1 pseudogene is annotated in these 258 nt (G+C 77.1%); it reads left to right on the plus strand.

Annotation, left to right across the window (positions count from 1 at the left end):
• Positions 1-258, plus strand: a pseudogene (locus tag ACYQ0J_RS00555) (tetratricopeptide repeat protein); the annotation flags it as partial.

The following is a 258-nucleotide window of genomic DNA, read 5'->3' on the forward strand; positions in this document are numbered from 1 at the left end:
GGAAGCCCGCTCAAGGAAGCGAGGTCCTGGAGGAGGCCCTTGAGCTAGCGGGGGAGGGGGCCCGGAGGGGAGCGGCCCTGGCGGAGATGGCCCTCTGCCACCTGGCCCTGGGACGGAAGAGGCTGGCGAGGCGGGCCGCCGGGGAGGCCCTGGAGCTTCTGGACACCCACGCCCCGGCCCGCGCCCGGGTGCTGGTGGCCCTGGCGGAGCTCTCCCGCCGGGAGGGGACGGAGGACGGCGCCCTGGCCCTGCTCCAGG

The sequence above is a fragment of the Thermus sp. FJN-A genome (assembly GCF_054655095.1).